Source organism: Acidovorax sp., assembly GCF_027492855.1.
Lineage (GTDB): Bacteria > Pseudomonadota > Gammaproteobacteria > Burkholderiales > Burkholderiaceae_C > Acidovorax.
Genome location: NZ_JAPUDY010000077.1, coordinates 1 through 25,640, shown reverse-complemented (window position 1 = coordinate 25,640; position 25,640 = coordinate 1). Strand labels below are relative to the sequence as shown.

At 64.9% G+C, this 25,640-nt stretch carries 25 protein-coding genes; 14 read left to right on the top strand and 11 right to left on the bottom strand.

All coding sequences use genetic code 11. The features are described 5' to 3' along the window. Positions 1–31: 31 nt before the first annotated feature. The gene (gene rlmB / locus Q0105_RS15435) at positions 32–778 is read right to left on the bottom strand and encodes a 23S rRNA (guanosine(2251)-2'-O)-methyltransferase RlmB (RefSeq protein ID WP_274109219.1); all 747 of its coding nucleotides are present in this window, start codon (positions 776–778) and stop codon (positions 32–34) included. A gap of 104 nt (positions 779–882) precedes the next feature. After that, positions 883–1,584, bottom strand: coding sequence for an ABC transporter ATP-binding protein (locus Q0105_RS15430; protein WP_298213018.1), 702 nt, complete (start codon positions 1,582–1,584; stop codon positions 883–885). Positions 1,585–1,599: 15 nt separating this feature from the next. On the opposite strand from Q0105_RS15430, the gene Q0105_RS15425 reads away from it, so the two are divergent. Then, positions 1,600–2,289, top strand: a complete 690-nt coding sequence (locus Q0105_RS15425; protein ID WP_298213017.1) for an arylesterase — start codon at positions 1,600–1,602, stop codon at positions 2,287–2,289. An 8-nt stretch (positions 2,290–2,297) separates the two neighbouring features. Here the strand turns inward: Q0105_RS15425 and Q0105_RS15420 are convergent, their stop codons facing one another. The 4 genes from Q0105_RS15420 to Q0105_RS15405 all read right to left on the bottom strand — a co-directional run bounded on the left by Q0105_RS15420 (position 2,298) and on the right by Q0105_RS15405 (position 5,256). After that, positions 2,298–2,483, bottom strand: a complete 186-nt coding sequence (locus tag Q0105_RS15420) for a hypothetical protein (RefSeq protein ID WP_298213016.1) — start codon at positions 2,481–2,483, stop codon at positions 2,298–2,300. A gap of 51 nt (positions 2,484–2,534) precedes the next feature. Continuing rightward, positions 2,535–3,380 carry a DUF2189 domain-containing protein gene (locus Q0105_RS15415; RefSeq protein WP_298213015.1) on the bottom strand — a complete coding sequence of 282 codons (846 nt, stop codon included), beginning with the start codon at positions 3,378–3,380 and terminating at the stop codon, positions 2,535–2,537. A gap of 116 nt (positions 3,381–3,496) precedes the next feature. Then, complete coding sequence (locus Q0105_RS15410; RefSeq protein ID WP_298213014.1) at positions 3,497–4,735, bottom strand: PLP-dependent transferase; 1,239 nt, start codon at positions 4,733–4,735, stop codon at positions 3,497–3,499. A 29-nt stretch (positions 4,736–4,764) separates the two neighbouring features. Then, a complete protein-coding gene (locus tag Q0105_RS15405) occupies positions 4,765–5,256 on the bottom strand; it encodes a BON domain-containing protein (RefSeq protein ID WP_298213013.1) in 492 nt (163 codons plus the stop codon). Between the two features lie 159 nt (positions 5,257–5,415). Between Q0105_RS15405 and Q0105_RS15400 the strand changes: the two genes are divergently transcribed. The 4 genes from Q0105_RS15400 to Q0105_RS15385 all read left to right on the top strand — a co-directional run bounded on the left by Q0105_RS15400 (position 5,416) and on the right by Q0105_RS15385 (position 9,669). Beyond that, positions 5,416–7,107 carry a SulP family inorganic anion transporter gene (locus Q0105_RS15400; RefSeq protein WP_298213012.1) on the top strand — a complete coding sequence of 564 codons (1,692 nt, stop codon included), beginning with the start codon at positions 5,416–5,418 and terminating at the stop codon, positions 7,105–7,107. A 79-nt stretch (positions 7,108–7,186) separates the two neighbouring features. Further along, positions 7,187–7,960 carry a GGDEF domain-containing protein gene (locus Q0105_RS15395; RefSeq protein WP_298213011.1) on the top strand — a complete coding sequence of 258 codons (774 nt, stop codon included), beginning with the start codon at positions 7,187–7,189 and terminating at the stop codon, positions 7,958–7,960. A 10-nt stretch (positions 7,961–7,970) separates the two neighbouring features. Beyond that, a complete protein-coding gene (locus Q0105_RS15390) occupies positions 7,971–8,828 on the top strand; it encodes a MinD/ParA family protein (RefSeq protein WP_298213010.1) in 858 nt (285 codons plus the stop codon). 76 nt (positions 8,829–8,904) lie between these two features. Next, entirely contained in the window at positions 8,905–9,669 is a 765-nt protein-coding gene (locus Q0105_RS15385; RefSeq protein WP_298213009.1) for a sulfurtransferase, read from the top strand. Between the two features lie 45 nt (positions 9,670–9,714). Here the strand turns inward: Q0105_RS15385 and Q0105_RS15380 are convergent, their stop codons facing one another. Further along, positions 9,715–10,503, bottom strand: coding sequence for a transporter substrate-binding domain-containing protein (locus Q0105_RS15380; protein WP_298213008.1), 789 nt, complete (start codon positions 10,501–10,503; stop codon positions 9,715–9,717). A 174-nt stretch (positions 10,504–10,677) separates the two neighbouring features. Here Q0105_RS15380 and Q0105_RS15375 point away from each other — a divergent pair, with 174 nt between their 5' ends. Then, complete coding sequence (locus tag Q0105_RS15375; RefSeq protein WP_298213007.1) at positions 10,678–13,095, top strand: EAL domain-containing protein; 2,418 nt, start codon at positions 10,678–10,680, stop codon at positions 13,093–13,095. Between the two features lie 40 nt (positions 13,096–13,135). Here the strand turns inward: Q0105_RS15375 and Q0105_RS15370 are convergent, their stop codons facing one another. The 3 genes from Q0105_RS15370 to Q0105_RS15360 all read right to left on the bottom strand — a co-directional run bounded on the left by Q0105_RS15370 (position 13,136) and on the right by Q0105_RS15360 (position 14,980). Then, complete coding sequence (locus Q0105_RS15370) at positions 13,136–13,690, bottom strand: flavodoxin family protein (RefSeq protein WP_298213006.1); 555 nt, start codon at positions 13,688–13,690, stop codon at positions 13,136–13,138. A gap of 129 nt (positions 13,691–13,819) precedes the next feature. Further along, the gene (locus Q0105_RS15365; RefSeq protein WP_298213005.1) at positions 13,820–14,233 is read right to left on the bottom strand and encodes a DoxX family protein; all 414 of its coding nucleotides are present in this window, start codon (positions 14,231–14,233) and stop codon (positions 13,820–13,822) included. Positions 14,234–14,278: 45 nt separating this feature from the next. Beyond that, positions 14,279–14,980, bottom strand: coding sequence for a pirin family protein (locus Q0105_RS15360; protein WP_298213004.1), 702 nt, complete (start codon positions 14,978–14,980; stop codon positions 14,279–14,281). A 104-nt stretch (positions 14,981–15,084) separates the two neighbouring features. On the opposite strand from Q0105_RS15360, the gene Q0105_RS15355 reads away from it, so the two are divergent. The 5 genes from Q0105_RS15355 to Q0105_RS15335 all read left to right on the top strand — a co-directional run bounded on the left by Q0105_RS15355 (position 15,085) and on the right by Q0105_RS15335 (position 20,118). Further along, a complete protein-coding gene (locus Q0105_RS15355; RefSeq protein WP_298213003.1) occupies positions 15,085–16,023 on the top strand; it encodes a LysR family transcriptional regulator in 939 nt (312 codons plus the stop codon). Between the two features lie 97 nt (positions 16,024–16,120). Further along, positions 16,121–17,260 carry an FAD-dependent oxidoreductase gene (locus Q0105_RS15350; RefSeq protein ID WP_298213002.1) on the top strand — a complete coding sequence of 380 codons (1,140 nt, stop codon included), beginning with the start codon at positions 16,121–16,123 and terminating at the stop codon, positions 17,258–17,260. Then, entirely contained in the window at positions 17,257–18,255 is a 999-nt protein-coding gene (gene gluQRS / locus Q0105_RS15345) for a tRNA glutamyl-Q(34) synthetase GluQRS (RefSeq protein WP_298213001.1), read from the top strand. The genes Q0105_RS15350 and gluQRS overlap by 4 nt, the downstream gene beginning before the upstream one ends. Continuing rightward, entirely contained in the window at positions 18,252–19,019 is a 768-nt protein-coding gene (gene trmB / locus Q0105_RS15340) for a tRNA (guanosine(46)-N7)-methyltransferase TrmB (protein WP_298213000.1), read from the top strand. Before gluQRS ends, trmB begins: the two co-directional genes overlap by 4 nt. Positions 19,020–19,062: 43 nt before the next feature. Further along, positions 19,063–20,118, top strand: coding sequence for a GGDEF domain-containing protein (locus tag Q0105_RS15335; protein WP_298213047.1), 1,056 nt, complete (start codon positions 19,063–19,065; stop codon positions 20,116–20,118). Between the two features lie 84 nt (positions 20,119–20,202). Here Q0105_RS15335 and alaS read toward each other — a convergent pair whose 3' ends face one another. Then, positions 20,203–22,830 carry an alanine--tRNA ligase gene (gene alaS / locus Q0105_RS15330; RefSeq protein WP_298212999.1) on the bottom strand — a complete coding sequence of 876 codons (2,628 nt, stop codon included), beginning with the start codon at positions 22,828–22,830 and terminating at the stop codon, positions 20,203–20,205. A 320-nt stretch (positions 22,831–23,150) separates the two neighbouring features. Here alaS and Q0105_RS15325 point away from each other — a divergent pair, with 320 nt between their 5' ends. From Q0105_RS15325 to Q0105_RS15315, 3 genes are all read left to right on the top strand, one after another. Further along, positions 23,151–24,068: a dihydrodipicolinate synthase family protein gene (locus Q0105_RS15325; RefSeq protein WP_298212998.1), complete on the top strand. Its 918-nt coding sequence runs from the start codon at positions 23,151–23,153 to the stop codon at positions 24,066–24,068. A gap of 114 nt (positions 24,069–24,182) precedes the next feature. Next, on the top strand, positions 24,183–25,310 hold the full coding sequence (locus tag Q0105_RS15320; RefSeq protein ID WP_298212997.1) for a branched-chain amino acid ABC transporter substrate-binding protein: 1,128 nt from the start codon (positions 24,183–24,185) through the stop codon (positions 25,308–25,310). A 46-nt stretch (positions 25,311–25,356) separates the two neighbouring features. Then, on the top strand, positions 25,357–25,640 hold a 284-nt coding region (locus tag Q0105_RS15315; protein WP_298212996.1), incomplete at its 3' end, for a proline racemase family protein.

Here is a 25,640-nt window from a genome sequence, read left to right as displayed (position 1 = left end):
TTTTCCTCAATGGATAAATTAGGCCGGAGGATCAAGTCCTCTGGCGCAGCGCTTCGTACAGGCACACGCCGCTGGCCACCGATACGTTCAGGCTTTCGACAGCGCCCTTCATGGGGATGCTGACCAGCTCGTCGCAGGTTTTGCGCGTGAGCTGGCGCATGCCGTCACCCTCGGCGCCCAGCACCAGGGCCACGGGGCCTTTCAGATCAACCTGGTACACGGTCTTGGGCGCATCGTCGCTGGTGCCGATGCACCAGATGTTGCGCTCCTTGAGTTCGTTCAAGGTGCGCGAGAGGTTGGTGACCATGAAGTACGGCATGGTTTCGGCCGCGCCGCTGGCCACCTTGGCCACGGTGGCGTTGATGCCCACGGCGTGGTCCTTGGGGGCGATGACGGCATGGGCGCCCGCACCATCGGCCACGCGCAGGCAGGCGCCCAGGTTGTGCGGGTCGGTCACACCGTCAAGCACCAGCAGCAGGGGCTGCTCGATGCCTGCGGCTTCGAGGTTCTCCAGCAGCTCGTCGAGCGAGGTGACCTGGGCCACGGGCTCCACCCGCGCAGCCACGCCCTGGTGGCCGTGGCTGCCCGCGAGCTTGGCAATACGCACGCTGTCGGCTTCGATGAGGCGGGCTCCGGCCTCGCGGGCGCGGTCGAGAAACTGGCGCATGCGGGCATCGCGCCGCGTGGCTTCGTAGTAGATCTCGATGATGGACTGTGGCGCGGTCTTCAGACGCACGCCCACGGCGTGAAAGCCGAAGAGAACTTTGGGGCTGGACATGGGGCGATTATCCGCTGGCGGCAAGGCAGCCCTTTGGATAACTATCAAATTAATAGCTGCTTGCGCTTGTTGAATAAGCGCTAGAGGCCAAAAACACTAAAAATTCAAACCACGCACCCTGCGTCGATGGTGATGCGCCGCTCGCACTGCGCGGCAATGGCACGGTCGTGGGTGACCAGCACCAGCGTGGTGCCCTGCTCGCGGTTGAGCTCGAACATCAGCTTCATGATGGTTTCGCCGGTCGCAAAGTCCAGGCTGCCGGTGGGCTCGTCGGCCAGCAGCACGGCGGGCTGCACCACAAAAGCCCGCGCCAGGGCCACGCGCTGCTGCTCGCCGCCCGACAGCACCTTGGGGTAGTGCGACAGGCGCTGCCCCAGGCCCACGCGGGCCAGCATCTCGGTGGCGGCCTTGCGGGCGTCGCGGCGGTCGGCCAGTTCCAGCGGCAGCATCACGTTTTCGAGCGCAGTGAGGTTGCCCATGAGCTGGAAGCTCTGGAACACAAAGCCCACCTTCTGCGCACGCAAGGCCGCGCGCGCGTCCTCGTCGATGGTGAAGAGGTCGTGGCCGTCCAGCCGCACGGTGCCACGCGTGGGCGTATCCAGCCCCGCGATGATGGACAGCAGCGTGCTTTTGCCCGACCCCGAGGCGCCGACGATGGCTGCGGTTTCCCTCGCGGCCAGGCGGAAATCGATATCCCGCAGAATGTCGAGGGTTCCGGTGGAATCGGTCACCGACTTGAAGACATGCTCCACAGCGATGATGGGTGTTGCAGACGCTGTCTTGGGTTGTGCGGTGGATTCGGACATGAAAGGACTTTTGCTTTGATTCGAAATCTGTATCGACGCCGCCACTTTATCGTGAGCGCCGCGTCCGGCGCATTGGTGGGGGTTTGCGTGGGGCTTTTTGCCCCTGCCGCCCTGGCCCAGGCCAAGGCACCGGCCCCCACCGCCCGCACGCCCGTGCTGCTGGTGGTGGGCGACTCGCTCAGCGCCGAATACGGCCTGGCGCGGGGCACCGGCTGGGTCGCGCTGCTGGAAAAGCAATTGGCACAAGACAAGATGAACGTCAGCGTGGTCAACGCCAGCGTGAGCGGCGAGACGACATCGGGCGGCCGCTCGCGCCTGACAGCCCTGCTGGCCCAGCACCGGCCCAGCCACTTGGTGATAGAGCTCGGCGGCAATGACGCTTTGCGGGGCTTGCCGCTCAAGAATACCGAGGAGAACCTGACCTGGATGACACAGACGGCGCAGAAGGCCGGGGCCAAGGTCTTGCTGGTGGGGATGCAGGTGCCGCCCAACTATGGCACTGACTATGCCAACAGGTTCGCGGGCTTGTTCACCACCGTGGCGCAGGCCCAGAAAGCGGCGGTGGTGCCCTTTTTGCTGAAAGGGGTGGCGGATGGGCCCGACCCGACCCGCCTGTTCCAGCCCGACCGCATCCACCCGCGCGCAGAGGCGCATCCGCAGATGCTGGCCAATGTCTGGCCGGAACTCAAAAAACTGCTGCGCTGACGCGAAGCTCAGGCGCCTGCAGGGCCTGGCTGGTCAGGGGCGGCAGCGTCGCTGGCGGGCTGATCATCAGCGGATTGGCTCCCCTGCGGTTCATCCGGCCTGCGGTGCGCTTTGGCCCTCAGCTTCTCTTCTTTTTTCTGTTTTTTTGCGAGTTCGCGCTGGCGCTTTTCGTATCCGTAGTTAGGTGTTGCCAAGGTAATTGCTTCCTGAAGTAGAGACCCACTGTAACAGCATGCACCTGCCCGTCAGGCCGTGGCGGGCCTCAGTGGCGCGACGGATGCGCGGTAGGCGTGCCAGCTCGCAAAACCCAGCACAGGGCCCGCCAGCAGCAGCCCCACGCCCCAAAACCAGAGCGAGACCGCGACGATGGCGGTGATGAGCGCGCCCCACAGCAGCATGACGGCGGGGTTCTCCAGCACCACGCGCATGCTGGTGATGCCCGCCGTGAGAGCGTCGGTGTCGCGGTCGAGAATCATCGGGATGGACACCACCGACGTGGAGAACACCAGCGCCGCAAACACGCCGCCCACCACGGCGTACACCGCCACGAAGCTCCAGTTCTGTGGATTAAACACTGCCTGCAGCACGCCCGTGGTGGACGGCATGCCGGTGTTGAAGAACACCGCAAACACCACCAGCGAGGCGCGGCCCCAGAGCAGCTCCAGCACTACAAGCACAAGCACCAGCATGCCCATGCTACCCATGTGGCTGTCCCAGCAGGTGAGCGACTCGCTCAGCTCGGGTTTCAGACCCGCTTCACGTCGGCGGCTGGTGTCGTACAGCCCCATGGCCAGAAAAGGGCCCAGCAACAGGCAGCCGCTGGCCAGGGACATGGTGTATTCGGGGCGGGTGCGGAACACCCAGCCCAGCACCACCGCCATGCACCAAAAACACACTCCATAGAACACAGCGATGCCAGGGGCGGCGCGCACATCCTGCAAACCCCGCACCAGCCAACGAAACGGATCTGCAAACCCCAGCGGTTGCAAAACCACGGGTTGCGCAGCCTGCGCATCGGGCGCGGCAGGCACCGCCGGGCTGGCGGAATCATCGGGGACGGGGCTGGCGGAAGGGGACGGCGTAGCGGTCATGCAAACAGGCGAGGTGTTGAAAAGGCTGCGGGAGAAGACCCGCAAACCCTCACACTAAGCCAGCCCCCGGTGCTGCGCCACTGAGGAAACTACCACCCCCGCACAGCCGCCGCCATCTACGCCAGCGGAAACGCGCGCTCCATCGCCTGCTGCAGATCCTGCCGCAAGTCCTCTGCCGCCTCCAGCCCCACGGCAAACCGCACCAGCGTGCCTGGCTTCAGGTGCGGCGCGGAGCGGTTGCGCATGCTGGCAATGTCATAGGGCACCACCAGGCTCATCGGCCCGCCCCAGCTGTAGCCCAGCTTGAACAGGCGCAGGCCATCGCAAAACGCGTCCACCCGGTCCTGCGAATAACGCGCATCGATCATCACGCCGAACAGGCCTGCCGCCGCGCCCTGCCCGCCTTGCGCGGCGCCGCACAGTGCCTTCCAGTGCGCGTGGCCAGGCGATCCCTCCAGCGCGGGGTGCAGCACCTGAGCGATGGCCGGTTGCTGCTGCAGCCACCGCGCCAGGCTGCGGGCGGCCTCGTCATGGGCGCGGTAGCGCAGGCCGATGCTGGGCAACGCACGCAGCACCGCCTCGGCATCGTTCGCCCCCACGCCCAGGCCCAGCCGCATGTGCGTGAGCTTGATCTTCATGTGCAGGCCCAGGTCGCGCGTGATGACGCTGCCCATGAGCACGTCGCCCCCGCCGCTGGGGTACTTGGTCAACGCCTGGGCAGAGATGTCCACCCCCAGGCTACCGTCGCCCAGCAGATCGAAGGGCGCAAACGCCAGGCCCGCGCCCCAGGTGTTGTCCAGCGCCGTGGTCACGCCGCGCGCACGGCAGATGCGCACCTGCTCGCACAGGTCCGGAAACTCCATGCTCACCGAGCCGGGCGCCTCCAGCCACACCAGCCGGGTAGCGGGCGTGATGCGGGCGGCCAGGTCGGCCGGGTCCAGCGGGTCGTAGGGCACATGGGTAACGCCGAAGCGGGCCAGTTCGCCATCGGCAAAGTCCTTGCCGGGGCCATAGGCGTTGTCCGGGATCAGCACCTCGTCCCCTGGCTTGAGCAGGGCCAGCCCCACGTTGGCGATGGCGGCCAGGCCACTGGGTACCAGCACACACTGCAGGCCGCCTTCGAGCGTGCACAGGCGCTCTTCCAGGATGAAGGTGGTGGGCGTGCCGTGCAAGCCATAGGTGTAGCCGCTCTTGTCCTTCCACTCGCGCGAGCGCATCGCCGCCACGTTGGGGAAGATGACGGTCGAGGCCTTGTAAACCCCCGGCTGGGGTGCCTCGAACCCGGCGGGCGGGCGGTAGTCGTGGTGAACGATGCGGGTAGCGAGATCGGCGTCGTGGTGGTTCATGCCAGCCATGGTAGCCGCCCCGCGCAGCCCATTGCCGTTCAGCCCGCAGGAGCGACCAGTTGGTTGTCCACCGAGACGACGCCGCTGATGGCCTTGACAAGGGCTTCGGCCCGGTCCTTGGCAGCAGCCGATGGCGCAGGCCCTTTCAGCGTGACCTTGCCGCCCACGGTGTCCACGCTGATTTTGATGGCGCTGAGGTCGGCATCCTTGGCCAGGCCCGCAACGATCTGTGCGGTGATGGCGGTGTCGTCCACCGCACCCTTGGCCTGCTGGGCGGCCTGCTGTGCCGTGGCCTCGGCAGTGGCGGCGCCGTCCTCCACCTTCTTTTCCGCGCTTTGCATCACGGATTCGGCCTTGGCGCGGGCGTCAGCGGCAGTCTGCTCGGTTTTTTCGATGGCGGAATCGAGCTTCTGGCCCACAGTGGGCTCTTCAGTCTTGCCGCAGGCCGCCAGGCCCAAAGCGAGCGCACTCACAGCCAGAATGCTGGCAACGCGGTGTGTGGGGCGGTCGATGCTTGTCAAGGCGTTCATAGGTTGGCTCCGTGCAGTTGAAACAGGGGCCTACTGTAGGCAGCAACGGGCAGCCCGTGGGTCGGACGCCGCCGAAGTGCATGTAGGACGGTGACGGACGGTGTCGCCAACCTATCTGCCAGCGGGGACAGCCTATTCGTGACACGCGACAATCAGGCCATGATTTCGCCCTCGCTGACCCGTTGGTTCCCATTTTTGAAATGGCCCCGCCCCGACCGCCACCTGCTCAAAGGCGAGTTTTGGGCCGGCATGACCGTGGGCCTGATGCTGGTGCCCCAGGGCGTGGCCTACGCGGCACTGGCGGGCATGCCGCTGATCACGGGGATCTACGCCTCGCTGATCCCGGCGCTGGTTGCCGTGCTGTTCAGTTCCTCCACCCGCCTGGGCGTGGGGCCCACGGCGCTCACCAGCCTGTTGATTGGCGCCTCGCTCACCGGCCTGGCCGAGCCGGGCAGCGCACAGTGGGTGGCCATGGCGGCGTGGATGGCCATTCTCTCGGGCCTGTTGCAATTGGTGATGGGGCTGGCGCGTTTTGGCTGGCTGCTCAATTTGGTCACATCGCCCGTGCTCAATGGCTTCACGCAGGCTGCTGCGCTGCTGATCCTGGGCTCGCAGTTGCGTGCGCTTACCGGCCTGCGGGCGGCCGACTGGGGGACTCTGCTGTCCGTCCCCTCGCCGGGGCTGTTTGACCTGACGGCGGCAGCCTTCGGCCTGGGCAGCCTGGCATTGCTGATGCTGGCGCGCCGCTGGCGGCCCAACTTCCCGGCAGCCATCGTGGTGGTGGGCGCGGCAGGCGCCTTGAGCTGGGCGCTGGGCTATGCCGATGCGGGCGGCGCGGTGGTAGGCGCCCTGCCCTCGGGCCTGCCAGCGCCCTACTGGCCGGGTGCCCTGCCGTGGTCGGGCTTTACCGCCCTGGTGATGCCCGTGCTGGTGGTCACACTGGTGAGTTTTCTGGAGACAGCCTCCAGCGCCAAGGTGGAAAGCCAGCGCTCCAAAGAACAATGGAACGAGAACCAGGACCTGATTGGCCAGGGCCTGGCCAAGATCAGCAGCGGGCTGTGCGGCAGCTTTGCCACCAGCGCCTCGTTCTCGCGGTCCGCCATCAATCTGTATGCGGGCGCCAAAAGCGGCTGGGCCACGCTGTTTGCCTTGAGCCTGGTGCTGGTGGTACTGCTGTGGCTCACCCCGGCGCTGTACCACGTACCGCAGTCGGTGCTGGCGGCCGTGGTCGTCACGGCGGTGACCAGCCTCATCAAGCCCGGCACCATTGTGCGGCTGTGGCGCGTGTCGCGGGTGGAGGCCGTGATCAGCGGCATTACCTTTGCGCTCACACTTGCCACGGCACCGCGCATGTACTGGGGGGTGCTGGTGGGGCTGCTCATCAACCTGAGCCACTTTCTCTACCAGCGCCTGCATCCCCGCATCATCGAAGTCGGCCTGCACCCGGACGGCAGCCTGCGCGACCGCCACCTGTGGCACCTGCCCCCGCTGGCGCCCCGGCTGCTGGCCCTGCGCATGGATGCCGAGCTGGACTTTGCCTCTGCCAGCGCGCTGGAGCGGCGGGTGGCAGACCACCTGGCACAAAACCCCGATGTGATGCACCTTTGCCTGCTGGCCCAGCCCATCAACCGCATCGACGTGACCGGGGTTGAAACATTTTCTCAATTGTTATCCACCATGCGATCCAAAGGCGGCACGCTGCACCTGAGCGGCCTGAAACTGCCCGCCGAAAAGGTCCTGCGGCAGGCGGGCCTGCTGGAGCCGCATGCTGGCTTGGCCATGTACCGCACCGACGCCGAGGCGTTATTGGCGTTGCAGCAACTTTCAGAGCCTGCCGCGAAGGCAAACTGAGGGTTAGACCTATGCTCCCGGCGCGCTCTGTTTCAGTTGGTGCACTGGTACACTCACAGAACTCTTTCTTACTTCATTTGTGTCTGATTCTGCGGCTTCTCATCTGGTAGATCTGCGCGAACTTCGCCTGGATACCGCTCACGCGCTGGTGGCTCAGGCCGGCGGCAGCGAAGCACTGCTGCACCGCGAGGCCCCTTCGCAGTACCTGCAGGGCCTGATCGACAGCCTGTGCGAACTGTCCCTCAAAGACCCCCTCACCGGTTTGGCCAACCGCAGGCATTTCCGTGCGGTGCTGGAGCGCGAGATCGACCGCGTGACGCGCTCGGGTGAAGCCGCGTTGCTGCTTATGCTGGACATCGACCACTTCAAGAAGGTGAACGACACGCACGGCCACCTGGCGGGCGACGTGGTGCTGCAGTCGGTGGCCCGCACGCTCAACGCCTGTGTGCGCCCCATGGACACCCTGGCGCGCTACGGTGGCGAGGAGTTTGCCGTGGTCCTGCCCGCCTGCCAGGCTGCATTTGGCCATTCGGTGGCCGAACGCATCCGGCGGGCCGTGGCCAGCACCCCCATCCGGATCTCCCCTTCGGTGGAGTTGAATGTCACGGTGAGCGTCGGCGGCGCTTTTGCCATGCAGTGGATCCGATCGACCACACTGCTGTGGACCGATCGGGCCGACCACCAGCTTTACAAAGCCAAATCGGCCGGCCGCAACCGGGTCAGCATCGAGGAGCAACCCGACAGCACCGTCAGTGCTGAAGAGAAAAGCCTGTTGTTTGGCCCGCTCTACACTCCCTCCGGGTGGGGCGACTTGCCTCCGCTGGACTCCAAACCAACAGGCAGCGCCTACTGAAAGTTAGATGATGAGTGACGCGCTGACCCCCGAACCCACAACACCCGCAGCCCCCGCTGGCCCGGCCCCATCCACCGCCTCGGCTTCGCGCGGCGGTGCCTGCATCATTGCGGTCACCAGCGGCAAGGGCGGCGTGGGCAAGACCTTTGTATCGGCGAATCTCGCAGCCGCCCTCACCCGCCGCGGCCAACGCGTGCTGGTGCTGGATGCCGACCTGGGCCTCGCCAACCTGGACGTGGTGCTGAACCTGCACCCCCAGGTCACGCTGCACGACGTCTTCACGGGCAAAGCCGCTGTCGATGACGCCGTGATCGTCGCGCCCGGTGGTTTCGACGTACTGCTGGCCGGCTCCGGCATGGTGGAGTATTCGCGCCTGACACCCGAGGTGCGCAACCAGTTTTTGAGCGTGCTCAAGGCGCTTACCCCACGCTATGACGTGGTGCTGCTCGACACCGGCGCGGGGATCTCCGACGTGGTGTTGTTCTCGATCTCCCTGGCCTCCGAGGTGCTGATCGTGGCGACCCCAGAGCCCACCTCGCTGACCGACGCCTACGCTGCCATCAAGGTGCTGGCCATGCAGCAAAAGCGCCAGCACGTGCGCATGGTCATCAACCAGGCGGCCCGCCCCGGCGATGGCCGCGCCATTGCCAGTCAGCTGCAGCAGGTGCTGGACCGCTTTGTGAGCACCGAATCAGGCCGCCCCGTGCGCCTCATCCACATGGGCGACATCCCCGCCGATTCCTCGGTGCGTGATGCCGTGATGCGCCGCCAGTTGCTGCTGCTGCAAACCCCCGGCTGCCCGGCTGCCCTGGCCATTTCCCAACTGGCCAACAAGATAGAAACCACGCTGCTGTCGCCCACAGCATGAACGGGTGCGTGCCAGGCATTGCCCTGGCGCACCCCACCACAGGCCCGCTACCGGGCCTTTGTGCTTTTTTACTGTCGTGAACACCCACACCGTCCTCAACATCTCTTGCTACAAGTTCGTGCCCCTGCCCGACGCCGCCACGCTGCGCGATGCGCTGCATGCGCGCGCCGTCGAAGCCGAGCTCAAAGGCACCATCCTGCTGGCTGAAGAAGGCATCAACTTCTTTTTGGCGGGCCCCGCCGCTGCGGTGCGGGGTTTCGTCGAGCAACTGCGCACCGACGCCCGGTTTGCCGACCTCGCGCCCAAGGAAAGCTGGTCGGCCACCGTGCCGTTTCGCAAGATACTGGTCAAGGTCAAGCGCGAGATCATCCGCATGGACCACCCGGCCATCCAGCCCGCCCAGGGACGCGCGCCGTCGGTGGACCCCGCCACGCTGCGCCGCTGGCTGGAGCAAGGGCATGACGACAACGGCCGCGCGGTGGTCACGCTGGACACCCGCAACGCCTTCGAGGTAGACAGCGGCACCTTCGACAACGCCATCGACTGGCGCATCGACAAATTCACCGAATTTCCGCCCGCCCTGCGGGCGCACAAGGATGAATTGCGGGACAAAACGGTGGTGAGCTTTTGCACCGGAGGCATCCGCTGCGAGAAGGCAGCCATCCTCATGCGCGAAGAAGGGCTCTCCCATGTCTATCAGTTGGAGGGCGGCATTCTGAAATATTTCGAACTCACCGATGGTGCCCACTACCACGGTGGCTGCTTCGTGTTCGACGAACGCCGGGTGCTGGCCTCGGATCTGAGCACTGCCTCTTCTGGCGATTGCAAAAATGATAGCTAAAAACTGCCGCCGAATAAGCGCTGGCAGCCAATTTCACTCAACACCCTAGCTTGATGGCAAGGCTTGTGCGAGGTCGGCCGCACAGGGCTGCTGCTGCAAAATATCGCCGTACTCACCCGATCGGCGCAAAGCCTCCAGCCCTTGATTGAAGGCTTTCATGCGCCGAGCACTCTCGGGCAGCTTTTCGCTCATCATCACGTGGGTCGTGAAGTTCGGCACAAAAAGCTTGGGATGTGCCCTGACGCGGCGCGCTTGCTCGCCCGTGAACTTGGAGCCCAGCAAGTCACAGGCCACATTGCGATCGAGCAGGACAATGTCCACACGGCCAGCAAGCAGCTTGTTCAGGTTGCTCACATCATCGGGCGCCACATCCGCTAGCAAAAGACCATCCTTGGCCATGCGCCAGAACTCGGGGGTGTAGGTGTAGTCGGCCACGACGCCGATGCGCTGGCCCTTCAGGTCTTGCAGGTTGCTCCACTTGAAGCTGCGGTCGCTGCGATAAAGAATCTGCCACTGCTCAGTCAGCACATTGTCACTGATGAGAAAGCCCTTATCGCGCTCGGCGCTGCGCCCCCAGGCGGCCGTGGCATCCCACTTGCCGTCCCGCGTCTCGACCAGTGCACGTGTCCAGGGCAGGAAGACATAGGTCACCTTCACCCCCACCTTGGCAAACGCTTGGCGCACGATGTGCAATGAAATCCCGTCGTCAGGCCGGGCAGAGCTCGCATAGGGGGGGAGCTCTCCCGTGGCGATGCGCAGGGTTTCGGCATGCACCCCAAAGCCGAAAACAGGCGTCGCAAGCAGGAAGCACAGGAAGCAAAGATAGCGGCGCATGATGCGCTCCCTTTTCCGACCACTAAGGGGAGCAACGTAACCATCTGCGTGCGTTGTGTCAATGTCGGAGCGCCTCCATAATGGGTTTATTCTCTGCAGGCCGTGACGATTGCCGATCTTCCCCGCCGCGCGGTCATGGTGCGGGTCCCCTGAAGCACTCTCAGAACCTGTTCAATGCGTTTCTTCAACCCGTCCTCCCTGACAGCAAAAACCCTGGTCTGGGTGGTGGTGGCCAGCTTGGTGGCGTTTGGCGCCATCACCAGCGTCACGGTCTGGCAGGAAAGGACCCGGCTGCTGGAGCGGGCCCACGAACAGGCCGAGCGCAGCGTGCAGCAGAACCTGCCAGCACTGAGCGAGAGCCTCTGGAACTTCAACAACGCAGGCATACGGGCCCTGCTCAGCGGCATGGTGGGCGAAGGTGCCATCGTGCGCGCCGACATCCTGGACGGCGAGCGCACTCTGATGACGGTCATGCGCCCAGGCGAAGTGCTGCCCATCGACACCACCTGGAAGGTCCCCATCGAGGCCCCGAACGATCCAGCCCTGGACCGGCCCAGGTTGGGCGAAATCCGTGTCTATGAATCCTATGCCCAGCTGCGCGCGCAGCAAGCCGAAACGGCATGGCGCATTGCCATCGCCCAGTTGCTGCAGATCGCCAGCATCGCAGCGATGCTCGTGGTGATTGTGGGCTGGATGATCACCCGGCATTTGTCGGCCCTGGCACGGGCCGTTACGCGGCTCAACCCCCTGGACAGCCAGGACCGCATTCGCCTGCAGCGCAAGACACGCGGCTCGCAGCCGGACGAGCTTGACGCGCTGGTAGACACGCTCAACCGCTTTCACGCAGAGCGCGCCATCGAGGCTGGCTTGCGCAACCAGGCCGAATCCGTGCTGCGCGCCCGCATGCGCGAGATGGAGGCCACCTTGGGCGCACTCCGCGATGGCGTTCTTGCCCTCAATGGCACGGGCGAGGTGGTCTATGCCAACGATGCTGCGGCGCATTTGTTGGGTGTAGCGGGCCCAGCTTTGGAGGGGCAGCCGTGGCGCCAGCTCTTTCAGTTGCTTGACGAGGCCAGTGGCGCACCACGTGGCGATTGGCTGGACCAGGCCCGGTCATCGGGCCAACCCCAGCGGCTGCGCGGCGAACTGCGGCTCGCCCCCACCCACGCACGCGCTTTCGTGGCCGAGCTCAACGCCGTGCCATTGCCCAACCCTGGCGATGTGGTGCTCCTGCTCGTCCTGCGCGACATCTCCGACGAGATCAGCAAAGAGCGGCAAATCGTCTTTCAGGCCTTTCACGACCCGCTCACGGGACTCGGAAACCGCTCCAAGCTCGCGCGCGACCTGCCGCTGGAGCTGGACCGCTCGCGCGCCACGCGCAGCCGCCTCGCATTGCTGTTCATCGACCTCGACAACTTCAAGGACATCAACGACACCCTGGGCCACCAGGTGGGCGACCAGTTGCTGCGCCAACTGGCGCTGCGCCTGCAGGCCGCCGTCCTACCGCCCGCCTGGATCACGCGCCACGGCGGCGACGAGTTCCTGGTGGTGCTGCCCCGGTTGAACGAGGAGCTACAGGCCGTCGCCCTGGCCCAGGATCTGATGGACCAGATTCGCCGCCCCTACACCCTCGACAACTATCAATTGCATGTGACGCCCTCGGTGGGTATCAGCCTGTTCCCCGACCACGGCAGCACCCCCGCCGAGCTGGTGAGCCGTGCCGACATGGGGATGTATGCCGCCAAAAAGCTGGGGCGCAACACCTATTGCATCTTCGACGACCGGCAACTGCAAGAGTCCTCACGCCGCCTGAGTGTGGAAAACGGACTGCGAACTGCCCTGGCGCAACAAGAGTTCTGGCTGGCCTACCAACCCAAGGTGGACCTGGCCAGCGGTCGCGTGGTGGGCGTGGAAGCCCTGCTGCGCTGGGAGAGCCAGCAACTCGGCCGCATACCGCCCGCAAGCTTCATCCCCATCGCCGAGGAGAGCGGTCTCATCATCGACATCGGCGACTGGGTGTTGCATGAAGCGACGGCTGCGGCGCGGCGCTGGCGCGACACCCTGAACCAGGAGATGCCCGTGGCGGTCAACGTGGCCGCAGCACAGTTCCGCAGCCCGCGCCTGTTGCAAACGCTCAGGGCCATCGCTGCCCAGGATCGCGACATGCCGCGCCTGATACAGCTCGAAGTCACAGAAAGCGCGCTGATCAGCGGGCTGGAAGACGTCACGGGCAAATTCATTGCCATCAAAGAGCTGGGCTACGACATCGCCATCGACGACTTCGGCACCGGCTATTCATCCCTGTCCTACCTGAAGAACCTTCCGGTCGATACGCTCAAGATCGACCAGTCCTTCATCCGCGATCTGCACCGCAGCGCGCAGGACGTGACCATCGTTTCGGCCGTGGTGAGGCTGGGCCAGAGCCTGGGCTTTGCCATCGTCGCCGAGGGCGTCGAAGAGGCCCGCCACGTGCAGATCCTCAAGGACCTTGGCTGCGACCAGGGCCAGGGCTACCACTTCAGCCGGCCCATACCGGAAGCCGAACTCATCCCCATGCTGCAGCGAGGATGTGGCACCTTCGACCCGGTCTGAACCGTTGCGGGGCCAGTCCGCGCATGTGGCCCCGCTTGCTTCAACCGCCCAGCTTGGCGGCCATTTCAGCAACACGCTGACCGAACAATTTGCCGGTTTCGAAATCACCAGGGAACATCTCGGCGGCCGATGCGTCAGCGGGCGACTGCGACATGGCGCCGCTGAACGATCCCATCCAGTTCACGTCGTTGCGCCCGGCGGCCTTGGAGTTGGCGGGCATCATGCCGTTGCCCACCCACAGCCCGCCATGCTGCATGGAAAGGTGAAACAGATAGTCCAGTGTGATCTGCTTGTCACCATTGATGCTGGCGCTGTTGGTGAAGCCCGCAAACAGCTTGTTCTTCCAGGCCTGGCTGAACCATGCCTTGGACGAGGCATCGGCAAACTTTTTGAACTGCCAGCTCGGGCCCGCCATGTAAGTCGGCGAGCCAAAGATGATGGCGCTGGCCCCGGCCAGGGTGTCCCAACCGCCGTCGGGCAGATTGCCGTCGGCATCAATGGCAATCAACTGGGCGCCTGCGCCCTCAGCCACGGCCTGTGCCAGGCGCTGCGTGTGGCCGTAGCCCGAGTGGTAAACAACTGCAATGTGTGCCATACGAAGATTTTTGAGAAAGTGATGGAGGTTCAGAAAATAAGCGAATCGGCCGCATGAATGAGGCGACTGCGGCAGCAGCCCTATCGCCTGCAGGTCATTGGTCTCGGCGGCCGTGAACGGATTCTCGGCTCAGCGACCCGGCCGGCGCGCGTCCAGGCTCCAACCACCCGCGCCAAAGGCCGCCAAGGCCAACAGGCCACCCGCCACGCCCACGTTCTTGAAGAACAGCAGCTGCTGCATCATTTGCTTGTCGGCGGGCAGGCTCCAGTAGGCGTGAAAGAAGAAGCTGGCCACCAGCGTAAAAAACGCCAGCGCCAGGGCCGCAAAACGCGTGCCCACACCAAAGATCAACGCCAGGCTGCCCAGTACCTCGACGGCGGCGGCAATGGCAGCCGCCACCGTGGGCATTGGCAGGCCCACCGAGCTGATGTAGCCCACCGTACCGGCAAAACCGGTGAGTTTGCTGATGCCCGCAGGCAGAAACAGTGCGGCCAGCAGCAGGCGCGACGCCAGGGCCAAAGGGTTTTGCATAAAGGTGAACACGGCGATAGCTTTCGAACAGACTGATTTGAAAAAAGGAAAAAAACGTCAGGCGGCCAGGTCAAACACCAGCACCTCGGCATCGTGGCCATCGGTCAACGACAAGGTGGCTTCTTGTTCGAGCGACGCGGCATCTCCGCCCGACAGCGCAGTGCCATTAACCCGCAGCGTGCCGCGCACCAGGTACACATAGGTCTTGCGCGCCGGGTCGAGAACCAGCGTGGCAGCCTCTTCACCGTCAAACAGGCCCGCATACAGCGCCGCATCGGCATGGATCTTCACCGAGCCTTGGGCGCCGTCGGACGAAGCCACCAGGCGCAGCGCGCCGCGTTTTTCAGCATCGGCAAAGGTCTTTTGCTCGTAGCTGGGCGGGATGCCGCGCACGTTGGGCTCGATCCAGATCTGCAAAAAATGCGTGGTCTGGCCCGCCGCGTGGTTGAACTCGCTGTGCTGCACGCCGGTGCCAGCGCTCATGCGCTGCACGTCGCCGGGCGGAATGCCTTTGATGTTGCCCATGCTGTCCTTGTGGGCGAGCTCGCCCGACAACACGTAGCTGATGATTTCCATGTCGCGGTGGCCATGGGTGCCAAACCCGGTGCCCGGCGCGATGCGGTCTTCATTGATGACGCGCAGGTTGCCGAAACCCATGTGGGCGGGGTCGTAGTACCCGGCAAACGAGAAACTGTGGAATGAATTGAGCCAGCCATGGTCTGCATGGCCCCGGTCTTGCGATTTACGAACAGTCAGCATATGAGTGCTCCTTTCAAGACTTCACTGTAGAACTGCAGGCCAGGCTGTGGGGGCAGGCGAATTGATGGCAATATTCAAATAATCTGAATTAACATGGCGCCACCATGCAAAACGCCCGCGATGTTCTCACCCCCGATGCGCTGGCCATGCTGCAGGTGATTGCCGAGGCGGGCAGCTTTGCCGCCGCCGCCCGGCAATTGGGGCTGGTGCCCAGCGCCCTCACCTACCGCGTGCGCCAGATCGAGGACGCACTCGATGTGCTGCTGTTCGACCGCAGCGCGCGCCAGGCCCGCCCCACCGAGGCGGGGGTGGAGCTTCTGCGCGAAGGCACGCGCCTGCTGCAGGACATCGACGCCGTGGCCCACCGTGTGCGCCGCGTGGCCACGGGCTGGGAACCACAGCTCACGCTCTCCGTCGACGGCATCATCTCGCCCCACACCCTGCTGGAGCTGGTGGACGCGTTTTATGCCATGCAGCCACCCACGCGCCTGAAGCTGCGCGACGGCATCATGACCGGCACGCTGGAAGCCCTGACCTCGGGCCGGGCCGACCTGGCCATCGGCGTCTCAGTGGCGGGCAACAATGTGGCGGGCCTGCAGCAAGGCACGCTGGGCGACGTGCTGTTCATCTATGTGGTGGCACCCCACCACCCGCTGGCCACTGCGCCAGAGCCCATCTCCGACGCCACCCTGCTGGAGCACCGCGCGGTGGCCGTGGCCGACTCCGCCCTGCGCGGCGGCGCCACCATGGGCCTGCTGGGCGGGCAAGACGTGCTCACGGTGGACAGCATGCAAACCAAGCTGCAAGTGCAACTGCGCGGCCTGGGCGGCGGTTTTCTTCCCGAGCCCATGGTGCGCCCCTATCTGGAGGCGGGCCGCCTGGTAGCGCGCCGCGTGGCCCGCCCCGAGCGCAACGTGCGTGTGCACTACGCCTGGGGCGGCCCCGGCTTCACCGCGCCGGGCCGGGCGCTGCAATGGTGGCTGACCCAACTACAAAGCCCCGCCACACGCCGCGCTCTGCTGGAAAACCACCATCATTTCTGATGCGGATCAAGCGCCGCCCCCCCAGCAGCGCGTGTAGAGTGGTCACCGTTGGTTCTGCACTGCATTTCATCCGCCGACCGTCACCGAAAGGCCTTCCATGAGCAAACCTGATCCCCTCCCCGCCAAACGGCTTCGACGCACCAACGCCCCGGCACCCGCCCCCCTCGCGGCCCCCGCGCCCACCACCTATTCCGGCAAGCCCCAGCGCCATTTCGCCATCATCGGCGCGGGCATGGCGGGCATCGCCTGCGCACGCACCCTGGTGCAGGCCGGGCACCGGGTGACGGTGTTCGAGAAGTCCAGCCAAGCGGGCGGGCGCACCGCCACCATCGACACCCCTTTCGGCAACTTTGATGCCGGAGCCCAGTATTTCACCGTGCGCGACCCGCGTTTTGCCCGCGCCATCGACACCGTGCCCGGCATCTGCAAGCGCTGGAGCGCCAACTCCGTGCAGGTGCTCGACGCTGCAGGCCGCGTGGCCGCCGCCGGTTTGCCCCACCGCGAAGCGCACTGGGTGGCCAGCCCCGGCATGCAGTCCCTGGTGGGCACCTGGGCCGAGCCGCTGCGCCAGGCCGGCCAGCTCATCACCGACACCCGCGTCACACGCATCGAACCCGACGCACTGAACACCCCCGGCTGGCAATTGCGCACCGAAGGGCCCGGCGGCAGCCAGCATGTGTATGCAGGCTTCGATGCCGTGCTGCTGGCGCAGCCCGCCGTGCCCGCGCAGGCGCTGCTGGCCAGCTCTGCGGTGGACACCCCGCTGTCCGACGCCCTCTCCACCGTGGCCATCGCGCCCTGCTGGACCCTGATGCTGGCCTACCCTCAGGCCGTGCGCCCCGGCCTGACCACACTGGGCCCGCAATGGAATGCAGCGCGCAGCACCCACCACCGCATCGCCTGGCTGGCGCGCGAGTCGTCCAAGCCCGGCCGCAACGTGGTCGAGCGCTGGACGGTGCAGGCCAGCCCCGCCTGGTCGGCCGAACACCTCGAAGACGACGAAGCCCGCGTACAGGCCAAGCTGCTCAAGGCCTTTGCCGAGGTCACCGGCATCCGCGCCACGCCCGCCCACGCCGACACCCGCCGCTGGCGCTACGCCCAGACCACCCACCCACTGGGCAAAAGCCACCTGTGGGACGCCCGCATGGGCCTGGGCGCCTGTGGCGACTGGTGCCTGGGGCACCGCGTGGAAGACGCCTTCGTCTCGGGCCTGGAGCTGGCGCTCGCCGTGGCATGACACCAGACGCGGGAGGGCTGGTGGAGCGCGAAACACGGCCTTACATCGGCCGCTTTGCGCCCTCGCCCACCGGCCCGCTGCATGCGGGCTCGCTGGTGGCTGCGTTGGCCAGTTGGCTGGACGCGCGGGCCCACGGGGGTCGGTGGCTGGTGCGTATCGAGGACGTGGACACCCTGCGCTGCGTGCCCGGTGCCGACCAGTTCATCCTGCAGCAATTGGCCACCTGCGGCCTGGTGCCCGATGCGCCGCCAGAGTGGCAGTCAGCGCGCAACGCGCTCTACCAGTGGGCTCTGGACCAGTTGGTGGCACAGGGCGATGCCTACCCCTGCGCCTGCTCCCGCAAAGACATCGAAGATGCCCAGGCCGCGCTCGGCCATGCCCGCGAGCGGCATGCGGCCCTGCCCTACCCCGGCACCTGCCGCCACGGGCTGCGGGGCCGCACCGGGCGCTCGTGGCGTTTCAATGCCACGGGATATCAGCAAAAACAGCCTCTAGCGCTTAATAAACAAGCGCTGGCAGCTCCTTTTTTAATAGCAAACATCTCGCCTACGCTACAGTGGCAGGACCGACGTCTGGGCCCGCAGCAGCAGAACGTGGCCGAAGCCGTGGGCGACTTCGTGCTGCGCCGCGCCGACGGGCTCTGGGCCTACCAGCTCGCCGTGGTGGTGGACGATGCCGACCAGGGCATCACCGACGTGGTGCGCGGCGAGGACCTGGCCGACAACACCCCACGCCAGATCCTGCTGCAGCGCGCCCTGGGCGTGCCCACCCCGCGCTATCTGCACACCCCCCTGGTGTGCGGTGCCAACGGCGAAAAGCTCTCCAAGCAGAACGGCGCCCAGGCACTGGACCTGGGCGAGCCGATACAGGCCTTGTCTCAAGCGGCCGAGGTGCTGGGCTTGCCCGCACTGAAATCTCCGTGCAACAGTTGTGTCTCGGATGTGCTGGCGCACTGGGTGACAGCGTGGCGACGAAACTACAATGGCGCACCGTGACTGAATCAACCCTTGCTTCCGCCCCCTCCAGCGCAGCGCCCGCTGCCGCCGCGTCCGCGCCATCCACCCCGGGCATGGCGCCTGCTGGCGTGACCCATCCCAAAACCATCAAGAGTTTTGTGCGCCGCGCAGGCCGCACCACCACCGGCCAGGCCAAGGCCTTTGAAGATTTTGGCCCCCATTTTGTACTGCCCTATGCCCCGGCCCCGCTGAACGCTGCCGAAGCCTTTGGCCGAAGCGCCCCGCTGGTGCTGGAAATCGGCTTTGGCATGGGTGAGGCCACGGCCCACATCGCCAACGTGCGCCCCGGCGACAACTTCCTGTGCTGCGAAGTGCACGAACCCGGCGTGGGCGCGCTGCTCAAGCGCATTGGCGAACAGGGCCTGACCAATATCCGCATCCTGCAGCACGATGCGGTCGAGGTCATCGACCACATGCTGCCCGAGGACAGCCTGGACGGGGTGCACATCTTCTTCCCCGACCCCTGGCACAAGACCAAACACAACAAGCGCCGCCTGATCCAGCCCCCGCTGGTGGCCAAGCTGGCCGCCCGCCTCAAGCCCGGTGGCTACCTGCACTGCGCCACCGACTGGCAACCCTATGCAGAGCAGATGCTGCAGGTGCTGGGCGCCGAGCCCTTGCTCACAAACACCGCCACCGGCTTTGCCCCCCAACCCGACTACCGCCCATTGACCAAGTTCGAGAACCGCGGCCTGCGGCTCGGACATGGGGTGTGGGACGTTGTGTTCATACGCCGTAATTGATTGACTGACTGACGCCATGTCACGCCCCACCCAAACCGCCCCCATGAAGCCCATTTTGCAAAACCTGGTCGAGATGACCGGCCACCGGGATCACTTGCGGCTGGAGGTGTCGGTGCTGTCCACGCTGCAAAAGCTCAGCAGCATCGTCGAGGTCCGGGCGCTGGAGCTGTTCACCGACGGGGGCGTGCCCCATGTGCGCCCGCGCACCTGGGTGGACAACGGCCAGCTGATCTCTACCGACTCAGAAGCCGCCGCAGACCCCCGCCGCGAGCCGCTGGCCAACTACCCCGAGTTGCGCGTCTGCGTGGACGCCCACGGCGAAAGCGCCCTGGCATCGCCCCGCAAGGGCCGGTATGTGCTGTGGCTGCCGGTGTGGATGCACGAAAAGGTCAGCACCTGCCTGGAGATCACCCAATCGCGCCCGTTTTCGGCCCACAAGCTGGACGTGCTCATGGGCATTTTTCAGGTGTACCAAAACTACCAGAGCCTGCTGGACTACAGCGAGCGCGACGCGCTCACCGGGCTGTTCAACCGCAAGACCTTTGACGAGCAGTTCTCGCGCCACGCGATGAGCGTGATGGCCAACCGCTCCGGCGCGGGCAGCGAGTCCTTTGGCGCCGACGAGGACCTGGCGGCCAACGATAAGGAACCCGTTCAGCAGTGGTTGGCCGTGGTGGACATCGACCATTTCAAACAGGTCAACGACCGCTTCGGGCACCTGTATGGCGACGAGGTGCTGATCCTGCTGGCCAACATCCTGCGCAACTCGTTTCGCAGCCACGACCGCGTCTTCCGCTTTGGCGGCGAGGAGTTCGTGGTGCTGCTGCGCTCCACCACGCTGAGCACGGCCCATAAGGTGTTCAACCGGTTCCGGCTGGCGGTGCAGGAATACGATTTCCCGCAGGTCGGCCGGGTCACCGTGAGCCTGGGCTTTGTCAGCACCTCCAAAGGCGCGCCCGTGGAAATCCTGGGCCAGGCAGACCAGGCTCTGTATTACGCCAAGGAACATGGCCGCAACCAGGTCTGCTTCTACGACGACCTGGTGGCCCACGGCCATCTAACGGCCAAGGTCGCCAACGACGACGTCGAGCTGTTCTAAGCGCCCTGCAGGCGCAGGCAGACAGTCAGTCAGACGGGCAGGCAGGCAAAAACGGCCCGGCACAGCGGCCGGGCCTGCTGGGCATCAACCCAGTTGCTGCGTCACCCAGCCGGTCACCGAGGCCAACGCCGCAGGCAGCTTGGCGGCATCAGTGCCGCCCGCCATGGCCATGTCGGGCTTGCCGCCACCCTTGCCGCCCACTTGCTGGGCCACGAAGTTCACCAACTCGCCCGCCTTGAGCTTGCCCACGCTGTCTGCCGTCACGCCAGCGGCGATCTGGACCTTGTCGCCATCCACGGCGGCCAACACGATGGCAGCGGTCTTGAGCTTGTCCTTGAGCTTGTCCATGGTGTCGCGCAGGGTCTTGGCGTCGGCGCCCGGCAGCGCGGCGGCCAGCACCTTGAGGCCCTTCACATCCACGGCCTGGCCCACCAGTTCGTCGCCCTGGCTGGAGGCGAGCTTGCCCTTCAAGGCCGCCACCTCCTTTTCCAGTGATCGGGCATTGTCCAGCGCCTGGCTGATGCGGCCGTTGAGCTCTGCCACCGGCGCCTTGAGGGTGCTGGCAGCCTGGTTCACGGTCTCTTCCAGGTTCTGTAAATAAGCCAGCGCGTTGGTGCCCGTCACGGCCTCGATGCGGCGCACGCCTGCGGCCACGCCACCTTCGGCCACCACCTTGAACAGGCCAATGTCGCCCGTGCGCTGCACGTGCGTGCCGCCGCACAGTTCACGGCTGGTGCCGATGTCCAGCACGCGCACGGTGTCGCCGTATTTTTCACCAAACAGCATCACCGCGCCTGTCTTCTGGGCTGATTCAATGTCCATCACCCGCGCACCCGTGGGCGTGTTGGCCATGATCTCTTCATTGACGCGGCGCTCGATCTCGCGGGTTTCCTCAGCGGACACGGCACCGTTGTGCGTGAAGTCGAAGCGCGTGCGCTCGGCGTTGACCAGGCTGCCCTTTTGCTGCACATGGCTGCCCAGCACTTCGCGCAGCGCCTTGTGCATGATGTGCGTGACCGAGTGGTTGCGCATGGTGGCTGCGCGCACGGCCGTGTTGACCTGTGCCTGCACCGTGTCGCCCACGTTGAGCGTGCCCTCTTCGAGCGTGCCGTGGTGGCCGAACACTTCCGCCTTGATCTTGAGCGTATCGCCCACCGCAAAACGTGCCGAGCCACTGGTGATGGTGCCTTCGTCACCCACCTGCCCGCCGCTTTCGGCGTAGAACGGGGTCTTGTCGAGCACCACCACGCCGTTTTGACCTGTTTTTAGGGCCACAGCGCTTGTTCCATCTACATAGATTGCTATGATTTTTGCAGTCTCTGCCAGGTGCTCGTAGCCAGTGAACTCGTTGGCCGCGCCGGTGTATTCCAGCGCCTTGTCCATCTTGAACTTGCCTGCGGCGCGGGCCTGGGCCTTTTGCTTCTCCATGGCGACCTTGAAGCCCGCCTCGTCCACCTCGACGTCACGCTCGCGGCACACGTCGTTGGTCAAATCGAGCGGAAAGCCGTAGGTGTCGTGCAGCTTGAAGGCCACGTCGCCAGGCAACACCTTGGCGCCGCCATCGAGGGTGGCATCAAGAATCTCCATGCCGTTGGCCAGCGTTTCAAAGAAGCGCTCTTCCTCGGTCTTGAGCACGTCGGTGATGCGCTGCTCCTGCTCGCGCAGCTTGGGATAGGCGTCGCCCATCACACGCACCAGGTCGGCCACCAGCTTGTGGAAGAACGGCGTCTTCTTGCCCAGCTTGTAGCCATGGCGGATGGCGCGGCGCACGATGCGGCGCTGCACATAGCCACGGCCTTCGTTGCTGGGGATCACGCCGTCGCTCACCAAGAAGGCAGTGGCGCGGATGTGGTCTGCGATCACGCGCAGGCTCTTGTTGTTCAGGTCTTTCTCACCGGTCTCGCGCGAAGCCGCTTTAATCAGTGCGTCGAACAGGTCGATCTCGTAGTTGCTGTGCACGTGCTGCAGGATGGCGGCCAGGCGCTCCAGGCCCATGCCGGTGTCCACGCAAGGCGCGGGCAGCGGCGTGACGGAGCCGTCTTCGGCCATGTCGAACTGCATGAACACGTTGTTCCAGATCTCGATGAAACGGTCACCGTCTTCATCGGGGCTGCCGGGGGGGCCGCCAGGGATGTGGTCGCCGTGGTCATAAAAGATCTCGCTGCAGGGGCCGCAAGGGCCTGTGTCAGCCATCATCCAGAAGTTGTCGGACTTGTAGCGGCCGCCCTTGTTGTCGCCGATACGGATCACGCGCTCGGGTGGCAGGCCGATTTCCTTGGTCCAGATGTCGTAGGCCTCGTCGTCTTCTTCATAGACGGTGGCCAGCAGGCGCTCTGGCGGCAGCTTGTACACGGTGGTGAGCAGCTCCCACGCCCAGTGGAGCGATTCGCGCTTGAAATAGTCGCCAAAGCTCCAGTTGCCCAGCATCTCGAAAAAGGTGTGGTGGCGCGCGGTGTAGCCCACGTTTTCCAAGTCATTGTGCTTGCCGCCCGCGCGCAGGCAGGCCTGCACCGACACCGCCCGGTTGTAGGGACGTTTGTCCGAGCCCAGGAACACGTCCTTGAACTGCACCATGCCGGAGTTGGTGAACATCAGCGTGGGGTCGTTGCCCGGCACCAGCGAGCTCGAAGGCACGATGGTGTGGCCCTTGGAGGCGAAAAAGTCCAGGAAAGACTTGCGGATGTCAGCGACAGAAAAAGTGGGAGTGCTCATGGTGTGTAGGAGTGGTTGCACACAGCAGGTCGGCCGGCAGGCAGATACATGCCCGCAGGCCGCCTATCGGGACCAACCTTTCATTATAGGTTTGCCTGCTTCGCCACCGTGGCCGGGGCCTGACAACATCCTTGTGCAGCAGGCAGAGCAATGGCTTGGCGCTCGCGGCCCCTTCTTGCATCCGCCATCCCCTCCCGGCGCCCTGTAGTTCTACCCCCCAGCCCTGGAGTTTTCCCTGCTTGTGCAATTTAAATATCTTGTTAATATATTAATAAATCCAACCGATCGACGCGACCCATTTCCACCCTCCAGGAGCCTCCGTGAACCCTCAACCCCGCTGGCAAGGCATCTTTCCCGCCATCACCACCAAGTTCCACGCCGACGAATCCATCGACGCCGAGGGCACCGCCCGCCACATCGACTTCCAGATTCGCAACGGCATCCACGGCCTGGTCACCTGCGGCTCGCTGGGCGAGGCCAGCACGCTCAGCCTGGAAGAAAAACTGCAGGTTGCGCAGATCGCGCTAGAAGCCGCCGACGGCCGCGTACCCGTGCTGGCCAACGTGTCGGAGACCAGCACCCGCGAAGCCCTGCGCTACATCGACGGCGCCAACAAACTCGGCGTGACGGGCTACATGGTCATGCCCTCGGTGATCTACGTGGCCGATGCGCGCGAGGCCATGGCCAATGTGCGCGCCATGGCAGACGCGGCCCAACGTCCCCTCATGGTCTACAACAACCCCGTGGCCTACCGTGTGGACCTGAAGCCCGAACACATGCTGGAGTTGGCCGACTGCCAGTGGATCGCCGCCATCAAGGAAAGCACGGGCGACATCCGCCGCATCACCGATCTGCGCAACACCGTGGGCAACCGCTACCAGCTCTTCCTGGGCGTGGACGACCTGGCCTACGAAGGCCTGGCCTTAGGCTGCGACGGCCTGCTGGCCGGTGTGGGCTGCGCCTTCCCGCGCGAGACCGTGGCGCTGTACGACCTGATGAAGGCCGGTAAATTTGCCGAGGCACTGCCGCTGTACCAATGGATGACGCCCATGCTGCACCTGGACGTATCAAACAAGCTGGTGCAAAACCTCAAGCTCATCGACGCCCTGGTGGGCGTGGGCACCGAACACATGCGCCGCCCCCGCCTGCCGCTGGTGGGCGAAGAGCGCGCCTTCGTGGAGCGTGTTGTTGGCAAGGCGCTGGCGACCCGGCCCAAGGAATACCAGTCTGTTGCCTGAGGCAGGTGGGTAGACCGAAGCTTCTGCACTAGAAGCTTTTCTAATGAAAACCTAAAAAGACATTTTTTTTGAATGTTTTGGCTATCCTGCACGCTTTCAACGAAAGGAGTCACCATGAAGTTTTCCCTCTCCAGTGCTGCGGTTCTCGTCGCCATCGCCTTCGCGGGTTCTGCCCAAGCGCAAAACCAGGTTGTCACCATCGGCCACAGCGGCCCGCTGTCCGGCCCCAACGCCTTCGCGGGCAAGGACAACGAGAACGGCGTGCGCATGGCAGTTGAAGAACTCAACGCCAAGAAGATCAAGGTCGGCGGCAAAACTCTGGAGTTCAAGCTCGCCTCCGAAGACGACCAGTGCGACGCACGCTCCGGCGTCAGCCTGGCCCAGAAATTCGTGGACGACGGCGTGAAGTACGTCATGGGCCCCTACTGCTCGGGTGTGGCCATTCCGGCCTCGCGCATTTACAGCCAAGGCGGCACCATGGTCTCCACCGTGGGCACCAACCCCAAGGTGACCGACAACGGCCACAAGAACCTGTTTCGCATCATCGCCAGCGACACGCAGATTGGCTCGAACATGGCCACCTATGCCGCCAACGTGATGAAGGTGAAAAACGTCGCCGTCATCGACGACCGCACCGCGTTCGGCCAGGGCGTGGCGGAAGAGTTCTCCAAGGAAGCCAAGAAGCTGGGCCTGAACATCGTCGGGCAGGAGTTCACCACCGACAAATCCACCGACTTCCTGGCGATCTTGACCAACCTCAAGTCCAAGCAGCCAGAAGCCATCTTCTTTGGCGGCTACGCCCCGCAGGCAGCGCCCATGGCCCGCCAGATGAAGCAGCTCGGCCTGAAGGGCAAGCTGCTCGGCGGCGACACGCTGTGCAGCCCCGAAGTGGGCAAGCTCGGCGGCGAGGCCGTGAACGACGTCGTGTTCTGCGCACAGGGCGGCACCATGCTCGACAAGGTCGAGGGCGGCAGCGCGTTCAAGGCCAAATACAAAGAGCGCTTCAAGCGCGATGCCGATGCCTACGCCGCCTCGTACTACGACCAGACCATGCTGATCGGAGACGCCATGGCCAAGGCTGATTCGATCGACCCCAAGAAGGTCGGCGAATACATCTACGCCAACAGCTACAAGGGCGTTGCAGGCACCTACGCCTACGATGCCAAGGGCAACCTCAAGCAAGCGCCCATCACGGTCAGCACCTTCCGCAACGCGGCGCCCGTGCCTCTGGCCAGCTACTGACCCTCACGGCCTGCGCAGTCGCAGACCCTTTTTGAAGAACCGGCTCATGAAACGCATCCAGATCATCGACTCCCACACCGGCGGAGAGCCCACGCGGCTTGTCGTCGGCGGCTTTCCCGACCTGGGTGCAGGCAACATGGCCGAGCGCCGCGCGCTGCTGGCTGCCAAGCATGACCAATGGCGCACCGCCACCGTGCTGGAGCCACGCGGCAGCGACGTGGTGGTGGGCGCCCTGCTCTGCGCACCGCAAGATCCGGCCAACGCGGCGGGTGTGATCTTCTTCAACAACAGCGGCTACCTGGGCATGTGTGGCCACGGCACCATCGGGCT

What these genes read in the sequence shown, in the direction of transcription:
- rlmB (WP_274109219.1), bottom strand. Translation starts at nt 778, where the DNA reads ATGTCCAGCCCCAAAGTTCTCTTCGGCTTTCACGCCGTGGGCGTGCGT.
- Q0105_RS15430 (WP_298213018.1), bottom strand. Translation starts at nt 1,584, where the DNA reads ATGTCCGAATCCACCGCACAACCCAAGACAGCGTCTGCAACACCCATC.
- Q0105_RS15415 (WP_298213015.1), bottom strand. Translation starts at nt 3,380, where the DNA reads ATGACCGCTACGCCGTCCCCTTCCGCCAGCCCCGTCCCCGATGATTCC.
- Q0105_RS15410 (WP_298213014.1), bottom strand. Translation starts at nt 4,735, where the DNA reads ATGGCTGGCATGAACCACCACGACGCCGATCTCGCTACCCGCATCGTT.
- Q0105_RS15405 (WP_298213013.1), bottom strand. Translation starts at nt 5,256, where the DNA reads ATGAACGCCTTGACAAGCATCGACCGCCCCACACACCGCGTTGCCAGC.
- Q0105_RS15400 (WP_298213012.1), top strand. Translation starts at nt 5,416, where the DNA reads ATGATTTCGCCCTCGCTGACCCGTTGGTTCCCATTTTTGAAATGGCCC.
- Q0105_RS15390 (WP_298213010.1), top strand. Translation starts at nt 7,971, where the DNA reads ATGAGTGACGCGCTGACCCCCGAACCCACAACACCCGCAGCCCCCGCT.
- Q0105_RS15380 (WP_298213008.1), bottom strand. Translation starts at nt 10,503, where the DNA reads ATGCGCCGCTATCTTTGCTTCCTGTGCTTCCTGCTTGCGACGCCTGTT.
- Q0105_RS15375 (WP_298213007.1), top strand. Translation starts at nt 10,678, where the DNA reads ATGCGTTTCTTCAACCCGTCCTCCCTGACAGCAAAAACCCTGGTCTGG.
- Q0105_RS15370 (WP_298213006.1), bottom strand. Translation starts at nt 13,690, where the DNA reads ATGGCACACATTGCAGTTGTTTACCACTCGGGCTACGGCCACACGCAG.
- Q0105_RS15360 (WP_298213004.1), bottom strand. Translation starts at nt 14,980, where the DNA reads ATGCTGACTGTTCGTAAATCGCAAGACCGGGGCCATGCAGACCATGGC.
- Q0105_RS15355 (WP_298213003.1), top strand. Translation starts at nt 15,085, where the DNA reads ATGCAAAACGCCCGCGATGTTCTCACCCCCGATGCGCTGGCCATGCTG.
- Q0105_RS15350 (WP_298213002.1), top strand. Translation starts at nt 16,121, where the DNA reads ATGAGCAAACCTGATCCCCTCCCCGCCAAACGGCTTCGACGCACCAAC.
- gluQRS (WP_298213001.1), top strand. Translation starts at nt 17,257, where the DNA reads ATGACACCAGACGCGGGAGGGCTGGTGGAGCGCGAAACACGGCCTTAC.
- Q0105_RS15335 (WP_298213047.1), top strand. Translation starts at nt 19,063, where the DNA reads ATGAAGCCCATTTTGCAAAACCTGGTCGAGATGACCGGCCACCGGGAT.
- alaS (WP_298212999.1), bottom strand. Translation starts at nt 22,830, where the DNA reads ATGAGCACTCCCACTTTTTCTGTCGCTGACATCCGCAAGTCTTTCCTG.
- Q0105_RS15320 (WP_298212997.1), top strand. Translation starts at nt 24,183, where the DNA reads ATGAAGTTTTCCCTCTCCAGTGCTGCGGTTCTCGTCGCCATCGCCTTC.